Source organism: Alteromonas sp., from assembly GCF_984505615.1.
Window position 1 is genome coordinate 1 of sequence record NZ_CFHOXV010000073.1, and the last position, 8179, is coordinate 8179.

Here is an 8179-nt window from a genome sequence, read left to right on the forward strand (position 1 = left end):
TAAAATTTTTACCGAGATATTTATTTATCGTTTTTGCTTTTGCTGGTGACTCGACAATAACCAGTGATTTTGCCATAAAAATTGATTAAACCTGTTCGTAATCAGAGATTTAGATCATCTCATTGAATAATAAAGGGTATAAAGAAGTGATGGTGCACTACCCTTTCTTTTTTTAACATATATCTACAAAGTGAATGGAAAACAAGATCTTCTTAATAGTTATTCTGTCGCCTGCTTCAAATACCGCCACAAACCGTTCACTTTTTAATCACTCACGTTGGCAAGGCCATTAAAAACCGTATAATGCCGCCAATTCAGTGAGCAAAAAAGACGGTTTATTTGCTGCCTTCCCCTGCTTTATTTGGGTTCTTACGCTAAATTCAAGCAACGGCCGGCAGTCATTCATGATCCATTTCCAAGAGGCAATTCCATGCAGCAATTTGAAGTAAATTTTGACGGACTCGTTGGCCCTACCCATAACTATGCAGGGTTATCAACCGGAAACGTTGCATCTCAAAATAATGCCAATGCTGTCAGCAATCCTAAAGAGGCAGCAAAACAAGGTCTGGCGAAGATGAAAGCGCTGGCTGATATGGGAATGAAACAAGGTGTTTTAGCGCCGCAGGAGCGTCCTGACATCGCCATGCTGAGACGTCTGGGCTTTTCAGGTTCAGATGCACAGGTTCTCGATAAAGCAGCAAAACAGGCGCCTCAGGTTTTTCTTGCCTGTTGCTCCGCCTCAAGCATGTGGACAGCCAATGCTGCAACGGTTTCACCCGGTGCTGACACGCTGGACGGCAGAATTCATTTTACCCCGGCCAACCTGACCAATAAGTTCCACCGTTCCCTTGAACCGGCAGTTACCGGTGCTATTTTGCAGGCAACCTTTGATGATGACAAATACTTCGCTCACCATACTCACCTGCCCGATAACGAGCATTTCGGCGACGAAGGTGCGGCAAACCATACCAGGCTGTGTACTGAATACGGCAAAGCCGGTGTAGAACTGTTCGTTTACGGCCGGTATGCGTTTAACCACAGTAAACCTGCACCGGTGCGTTACCCTGCAAGACAAACGTTTGAAGCCTCACAGGCTATTTCCCGCCTGCACGGTCTGAAAGATGAAAAAGTGGTGTATATCCAGCAGAATCCGGATGTGATTGATCAGGGAGTCTTCCACAACGACGTGATTTCAGTAGGTAACCAGAACGTCCTTTTCTATCATGAGCAGGCCTTTTTGAATACCGGCTCTGTACTGAAAGAAATTCGCCGCAAATTTGGTGACAGTCCGCTGCACTTCATTGAAGTACCCACCAGTGCTGTTTCTGTTATGGATGCGGTCAGTACCTATCTGTTTAATACACAAATCATCACATTGCCGCAGGGTCACATGGCAATTATTGCTCCTGCAGAATGTCAGGAAAACCCGGCAGTTTCTGATTATTTAAACACTCTCACAGCCATGGACACTCCGGTAAAAGAAGTAAAATACTTCGATGTTAAGCAGAGCATGCGAAACGGCGGTGGCCCGGCCTGTTTACGGTTACGCGTAGCCATGAATGAGAAAGAATTAAAGGCCGCAAACCCGCATACGCTGATGAATGACATCCTGTTTGCCCGTCTGAATCAGTGGGTGGAAAAACACTACCGTGACCGCCTGTCTGAGCAGGATTTACGGGATCCGCAGTTACTCACAGAAAGCCGTACCGCACTGGATGAACTGACACAAATCATGAAACTCGGTTCGGTCTACCCCTTCCAGCAGGTTTAATTAATCTTCCGGACAGGCAGATATGAAAAAGCCGTCACTTTGAGTACGGCTTTTTTTCAGGGAGCTGAATCACTCAGCATCTGTACATTGGCGACTCACTCCAAACGGACTGGAAGGTGGCTGAATATTTTCATTCGAAGCGTCATCTGCAGCGATTGCGAACAGATACTTCATACTCGCACTGGCTTCACTACCTGTAGACTGTGCAAATACAGAAATCTCAGCTTCGTAAAATCCGGCATATTCTCTGGGATAACGGAGTTCCAGCGTTGCCTGCCCATTTTCATCAGTTTCGTTGATACCATCCTTGAATGTCAGTGAACCAACAATACCGGGAGTCAGGAAAGTATCACGGTTAATGTCTTCACCATTGGAAAAGTCTGTAGTATCCGAAGCCAGGCGCTGAGCATTAAAATTGCCTGAATCTAAAATACCGTTGCCGTTAATGTCTTCGTTCACACATTCGGCGGTATAGGTACCCAGAATATTCCCGTCTGAATCGACATCACGGATAACCCATACAGGGTCAACCCATACCCAGTATCCCTTGTAGAATTCACCACCATCGGCATATTTTACAGGTGTGGACGATGCTGTCAGCGACACCCCTTCAATTGGCTGTCCCACCGAATCCGTTACAAACACAGCAAACTCTTTCAGGTATGTCGTGGTATCGGGCTTTTCAATTTCATTACCGGTACCGATTGATACATCAAATGCCCGGTTTCCTACAGTCAGCGTCACATCACCGGTTACAGCGACATCATCAACCACAGTTGCTGTAACCATCACACCATCTTCACTGGTTACTGCGCCGGATGTGAATACTGTTGAAGCAATACCATTACTGTCAGTGGTTGCCTGTGACGGTGAAATAGAGCCGGTGCTGGTGTCGTTCACTGTAAAGCTGACAACTTTGCCTTTCACCAGGTTGCCCGCAGGGTCACGGACTATCGCAGTAATGGTACTGGTTTGTCCGTCAGGACCAATCTGATCAGGAGACGCATCAACATAAAGGCTGTCGGCATCGGTGGCGATGAACTCAATATCAACTGTCGCGCTCACCTCATTACCGTCACCGTCCACGCCGGTTGCAGTGACAGAAGATAAGCCGGCATTGGTTGACGCGATATCAAAAGACAACTCACCGTTAGCGTCGGTAGTACCGCTTTCATCGCCGGGGCGAATATCACCACGGGATGCAGTAAAGGTCACTGTTCCGCCGGCAAAAGGGGCATTATCTTTGTTCCAGCTCACTGTCAGTGTGGTGAAATTCGATTCTTCATAACTGTCATCCGGTGCAACAGCCACTTCTTCAGCAGGCACTGTGGTAAAGGAGAAGTCATCTTCCTGTACGGTGACCGTGAAACTGCCAATGGCATTTAACGCAGACGCTGTGACCGTGGACGAACCTGATACGGTACCTGTAAATTGCACGGTAGCCTGACCATTCGCGCCAGTTGCAACAGAAGACGCTGATAGTTCGCCGGATGTTGCAGCCAATTCGATGGCCTGATTAGGAATATTTGTGCCGTCCGAGTCCTGAACCCGCAACGTCAGAGTGGTGGAATCATTAATAGTAATTGAGCGGGCACCGTTAATAGTGACCTCAGTACCTGAAATCTCAATGTCGATGGTTTGCGTCAGGTCGCCGGCGGCGGCAGTCACGGTGACAGTGCGGTTGGCAGCATTATTCTGACTGGTCAGTCTGGCTGTTGCCGTACCGTTTTCCAGTGTCTGGCTGTCAACCTGCTGAATTTCTACACCGGCTGAAGAAGGTGCAGAAAATGACACATCAACCCCTTCCATTAATACGCTCTGAGCATTTTTAACCAGTGCAATTAATTCAATGTCATCTGAACCGCTGGAAGCCAGTTGTACCGAAGTGGTGTACAACTCAAGAACAGCCGGCACTTCCGTGATCACAGAAGCGCCTTCAGAGGAAAAAGTGGTAGAAGCAGTAGTCCCGTCAGGTAATGTAGCGGTGACTTCACCGTCACCTGAGGCACTGCCAACGGCAAGACCAATAGACGCCGCACCGGTATCATCAGTGCGGGCGGTAGCCGTGTCGTTTGAGAAAGTGGCAATATTTTCATCAGATAACGTGAAGTCAATCAGAGTATCGGTAAGAGGATTATCGAACTGATCGGTCACACTGACATTGAGGGTCAGTGCATTGTCTGATGCAAGATTACGGTCAGCCTCACCTGCCTGGTTTACCAGAGTCAGCGAAATTGTATAGACCGCGTTTTCATCCGAACTGCTGCCGGACGAGGTAAATGTCGTTGTGCCTTCAGTACCATCAGGTAAAGTGGCTGTGATCTGACCATCACCGGCTGCTGTGCCAACGGTAAGATCAATAGTAGCGACACCGGCATCATCTGTACGCGCTGTACCGGTATCATTACCGAAAACAGCCAGTTCTTCATTAGATAATGTGAAGGTAATTAAAGTGTCTGCCAGCGGCGCCCCGTCATTGTCAGTCACTGTCGCGTTCAGTGTGAGCGGGTTATCTGTCGCAAGATTACGGTCAGTCTCATCATTCTGGTTTACGAGAGCAAGAGAAACCGTGTAAGTTGAGTCAGTGTCGCCAGAGTCTCCTGAGCCGCTACTGCTGTCGGATTCACGCTCTAACGAGCCGCCGCCTCCGCAGGCAAATAATAAGAACAGCATACTGAACAGCGTCAGAGACTGGGAAAGTGTTTTCATAGTTGTCTTCCTGGACCTCTAGTAAATGACAATACTGAAATATTTTTCATTTCAATCTGATAAGATTCTGGCACACTAAAGCTATAACAAAATCAATAACATTGTTGTTAGGGAACCCACATGTCTCAATCTGCTAATAAGCTTAGCCTCACTGCCAGAATCTTTATCGGCATGGGCGCCGGAATCATTACCGGTTGGTTACTTCAGCTTCTTTTCGATAATAGCGGAGATTTTCGCTTTTCGATATTCGGCTTTGAATTTTCCACGTATACCTTTTTGGTAGAAGGTATATTCTCCACAATCGGTGCAATCTTCATCGCCAGCCTGAAAATGTTGGTCGTCCCGCTAGTGTTTATCTCACTTGTATGCGGTACGTGCAGTTTATCTGACCCCGGAAAACTGGGTCGTCTGGGCCTCAAATCCGTATCGTTATATATACTCACAACAGCTATCGCAATTACACTGGCCATCAGTCTGGGATTAGTTGTTAGTCCCGGCAGTAACGTATTAATGCCCACCGATGCAAGCTATGTGGCTAAAGAAGCCCCTTCCTTCTCTCAGGTTATTATTAACATGTTCCCTACCAACCCCATCAAATCCATGGCGGAAGGAAACATGCTGCAAATTATTATCTTCGCCGTGTTGTTCGGTGTAGCTATGGCGATGACCGGCGATGCCGGCAAACGTCTGGGCGCGGTATTTGAAGATTTAAATACGATTATCATGAAGCTGGTTACCATTATTATGAATCTGGCGCCATACGGTGTGTTCGTATTAATGGCCAAACTGTTCAGCACCATCGGTGGTGATATGCTTGGCAGTCTCGCGAAATACTTTTTCCTCGTATTAGTCGTGCTTATTCTGCATGGTACGATTGTGTATTCAGTGCTTCTTAAAACCATGACCGGTCTTAGCCCGTTTACCATGATTAAGAAAATGCGCGATGCCGCCCTGTTTGCCTTCACCACATCCAGCAGCAGCGCCACCTTACCGGTGACAATGGAAACTGCACGTAACAAACTGGGCGTGGGCAAATCGGTTTCTTCTTTCACGCTTCCACTGGGTTCAACCATCAACATGGATGGTACTGCCATTATGCAGGGTGTTGCCACCGTGTTTATCGCACAGGTTTATGGTGTGGATCTGACACTCGGTGATTATATTATGGTGGTCTTCACCGCCACACTGGCTTCAGTAGGTACGGCAGGTGTGCCGGGCGTAGGCCTTATAATGCTTGCTATGGTACTGCAACAGGTGAATCTGCCTGTGGAAGGTATCGGTTTGATTATCGGTGTCGACCGTTTACTGGATATGACCCGTACTGCCGTTAACATCACCGGTGACTGTATGGTTTCCTGTGTGGTGGCAAAGAGTGAAGGCGAACTGGATGAAGCGGTTTACAATGACCCTGATGCAGGCATAAAAGAAGAAACGGTGGACTTCGAACACTTCGATAAAAATGCTTAAAAGAAAAAAGGTGGCCCCGGCCACCTTTTTTTATGCTCAGAACACACATAATTATTGCTAACCGTTCAGTGCTCTTGCCGGATCAACCTTTACTGCCCTTGAAGCCGGATACCATGTTGCCAGCAAACACAATACAAAGGCAGTCGATACAGTAATAACCACGTCCTGCCACTGCAATTCTGACGGCAGAAAATCGATAAAGTAAATATCTCCGGACAACACCGTTATGCCTGTCAGCTTTTCAATAAAAGCGACAATGGCAGAAAGATTAGGCGCCACGAATACCGCTGCCACGGTGCCGCAAACAATGCCGGTTACGCCGTTGATAAGGCCCTGAATCATGAATGTGCGGCGGATAAGACTGTCTCCTGCCCCCATGGTTTTCAGGATTGCTATTGCTCCCTGTTTTTCCCTGACGGCCATCACAAGAGTGGACACAATGTTAAAACAGGCTACAGCAATCACCAGGGTCAGTGAAATCATCACAACAACACGCACTAGTTGAATATCGTTATAAAGGTGTCCCTGGGTACGCATCCAGTAGGAAATATAAACCGCCTGGCTGAAATCATAACCAATACTGCGCATGGTGTCATAGGCGTCGTAAGGATCTTTCAACATAAAACGCAGGCCCTGGGCACCGGTGGTTACGCCGGATTCCTTTGATGCGGTGTTAAGGTGCATCATCGCCAGGTAATTATCCATTTCACCGCCCACGTTCAGACTGCCTGCCACAGTAAGATGCATCAGATGGGGGGCTTTGAATGCCATATTATCTGTCGCTGTCGGGATAAGGACACCAATGCGGTCACCAGCCGATAACGACAGTTTCTGCATCAGTCCCTGCCCCAGCAAAATTTTATCATCGCCCGAGATAAACTGTTCCCATCCGGCTTTCGTCACCTGATCCCGCCAGCGGTCATGACTGGCACGGCTGATATCAAGACCGGTAATTTCGACAGCTTTCAGGCTACCCTTATGCTGCAACATACCGGTGATTTTTGTATAAGGCTCAATGCTCTCCACCCTGGGATCCTGCTCAAGGCGGGCTATCTCTTCTTCCCAGTTTTCAATGCCTTCACTGTTAACGGCATAGAGTTCGCCATGAGGGATAACAGCAAGTATACGGTTCAGCAATTCCCGTTCGAAACCGTTCATTACCGACAGCAAAACAATGAGCACAAAACACCCCAGACCAATCCCTACCGTGGAGGAGAAGGAGATAAAAGAAATGTAGCCATTTTTTTGCTTACCGCGCCGGAAGCGCGAAGCAAGTTGCCATGCCAGATTCAACCTGCCGCCTCCCCGTGAAGCAATCCGTCTTTAATATGCAAAGTACGGTTCATTCGTGCAGCCAGCGCATTATCGTGGGTCACGACAACAAAACTGGTGCCCAGGCTTTCACTGAGAGATGTCAGTAAACCGTAGACCTGCTCGCCGGTTTTGTTGTCCAGATTCCCGGTGGGCTCATCGGCCAGCACCAGAGCGGGACGATTTACCAGCGCACGGGCAATTGCCACCCTTTGACGTTCACCACCTGATAACGCGGATGGCTTATGCATCAGCCTGTGCGTTAACCCCACCTGTTCCAGCATGTCAGTTGCCGCCTGTTTTGCCTTTTTTTCCGGCATACCGCCAATCAGTAAGGGCATGGCTGCATTTTCCAGTGCTGAAAACTCAGGGAGAAGATGATGGAACTGGTAAATAAAACCAATTTTCTGATTGCGCAGTGCCGCCAGCTGAGACGGTTTCATACCTGTCATGGACTCGCCATGAAACCAGACTTCACCTTCATCAGGTTTGTCCAGGCCGCCGAGAATATGCAGTAAGGTACTTTTTCCTGAACCCGAACTGCCGAGAATAGCGACATGCTCAGAGGTCTGTACGGAAAGTGACACATCAGAGAGAACCGGCGTATCGCTGTCGCCGTCATGATAAGTTTTTGAAATCCCGCGACACGCGAGTAGTGCATCCATATGAAATCTAGCTTCCGGAAGTAATTCTACCTGAGCGAATACTAACGTGAGGGATGCAAATGACCAACAGAAAGCGTTGAAAAACAGATAACTTTAGAGGAAAGTGGCGGAGCGGACGGGACTCGAACCCGCGACCCCCGGCGTGACAGGCCGGTATTCTAACCAACTGAACTACCGCTCCACTGGGAATGTGAATCAGGCTAATGGCGGAGCGGACGGGACTCGAACCCGCGACCCCCGGCGTGACAGGCCGGTA

Annotated in this window: 5 protein-coding genes and 1 tRNA gene; 2 read left to right on the top strand and 4 right to left on the bottom strand. The window is 48.3% G+C overall.

Annotated elements, in window-relative coordinates; translation table 11 throughout:
- Positions 1-430: 430 nt before the first annotated feature.
- Positions 431-1771 carry an N-succinylarginine dihydrolase gene (astB, locus tag AC4PME_RS20225; protein ID WP_490708777.1) on the top strand — a complete coding sequence of 447 codons (1341 nt, stop codon included), beginning with the start codon at positions 431-433 and terminating at the stop codon, positions 1769-1771.
- A 69-nt stretch (positions 1772-1840) separates the two neighbouring features.
- On the opposite strand, the gene AC4PME_RS20230 is transcribed toward astB, so the two are convergent.
- The gene (locus tag AC4PME_RS20230) at positions 1841-4480 is read right to left on the bottom strand and encodes an Ig-like domain-containing protein (RefSeq protein WP_491045390.1); all 2640 of its coding nucleotides are present in this window, start codon (positions 4478-4480) and stop codon (positions 1841-1843) included.
- Between the two features lie 120 nt (positions 4481-4600).
- Between AC4PME_RS20230 and AC4PME_RS20235 the strand changes: the two genes are divergently transcribed.
- Positions 4601-5947: a dicarboxylate/amino acid:cation symporter gene (locus AC4PME_RS20235; RefSeq protein WP_303574807.1), complete on the top strand. Its 1347-nt coding sequence runs from the start codon at positions 4601-4603 to the stop codon at positions 5945-5947.
- Positions 5948-6004: 57 nt separating this feature from the next.
- Here AC4PME_RS20235 and lolE read toward each other — a convergent pair whose 3' ends face one another.
- The 3 genes from lolE to AC4PME_RS20250 all read right to left on the bottom strand — a co-directional run bounded on the left by lolE (position 6005) and on the right by AC4PME_RS20250 (position 8104).
- A complete protein-coding gene (gene lolE / locus AC4PME_RS20240) occupies positions 6005-7240 on the bottom strand; it encodes a lipoprotein-releasing ABC transporter permease subunit LolE (protein WP_491045389.1) in 1236 nt (411 codons plus the stop codon).
- Positions 7237-7923, bottom strand: coding sequence for a lipoprotein-releasing ABC transporter ATP-binding protein LolD (lolD, locus tag AC4PME_RS20245; RefSeq protein ID WP_491045388.1), 687 nt, complete (start codon positions 7921-7923; stop codon positions 7237-7239). The genes lolE and lolD overlap by 4 nt, the downstream gene beginning before the upstream one ends.
- Positions 7924-8027: 104 nt before the next feature.
- Positions 8028-8104 (bottom strand) — tRNA-Asp (locus AC4PME_RS20250).
- Between the last annotated feature and the right edge of the window lie 75 nt (positions 8105-8179).

Excerpts from the sequence above, each read along its gene's own strand:
- astB (WP_490708777.1), top strand. The coding sequence starts at position 431 with ATGCAGCAATTTGAAGTAAATTTTGACGGACTCGTTGGCCCTACCCAT.
- AC4PME_RS20230 (WP_491045390.1), bottom strand. The coding sequence starts at position 4,480 with ATGAAAACACTTTCCCAGTCTCTGACGCTGTTCAGTATGCTGTTCTTA.
- lolD (WP_491045388.1), bottom strand. The coding sequence starts at position 7,923 with ATGGATGCACTACTCGCGTGTCGCGGGATTTCAAAAACTTATCATGAC.
- AC4PME_RS20235 (WP_303574807.1), top strand. The coding sequence starts at position 4,601 with ATGTCTCAATCTGCTAATAAGCTTAGCCTCACTGCCAGAATCTTTATC.